1 protein-coding gene is annotated in these 252 nt (G+C 61.1%); it reads right to left on the bottom strand.

The genetic code is table 11. The annotated features are described in order from the left end of the window. Positions 1 to 252, bottom strand: a 252-nt coding sequence (locus tag ACT3UA_RS19070) for a transposase (RefSeq protein WP_444617911.1), incomplete at both ends; no start/stop codon positions are given.

The following is a 252-nucleotide window of genomic DNA, read 5'->3' as shown; positions in this document are numbered from 1 at the left end:
CCTGCTGATCGTGGCATCCGACGCTACTGAGCCAAAGAGTTCTGGTGCGGCTCGTAGCTGGTCAATATCTGTGGCTTGTTCACCGCCGGCCGCCAAGGACAGGGCCAGTGCGCCGAGGATCTTGCCTGGACGGTGCGTTGCGGTAGCGGGTACGAACTGGCTGAACCTGTCTTCGCAGAGCCTGCGGAAGTCCACCGCGTTCAGGAAGCTGGTCAGCACCGACAACCCTGCGTGAGAGACCAGAGATTGACT

It is taken from the genome of Glutamicibacter sp. 363 (assembly GCF_052379505.1).
Taxonomy (GTDB): Bacteria; Actinomycetota; Actinomycetes; order Actinomycetales; family Micrococcaceae; genus Glutamicibacter.
The sequence above is the reverse complement of the archived record's forward strand: the minus strand, read 5'-3'. Positions and strand labels throughout refer to the sequence as shown.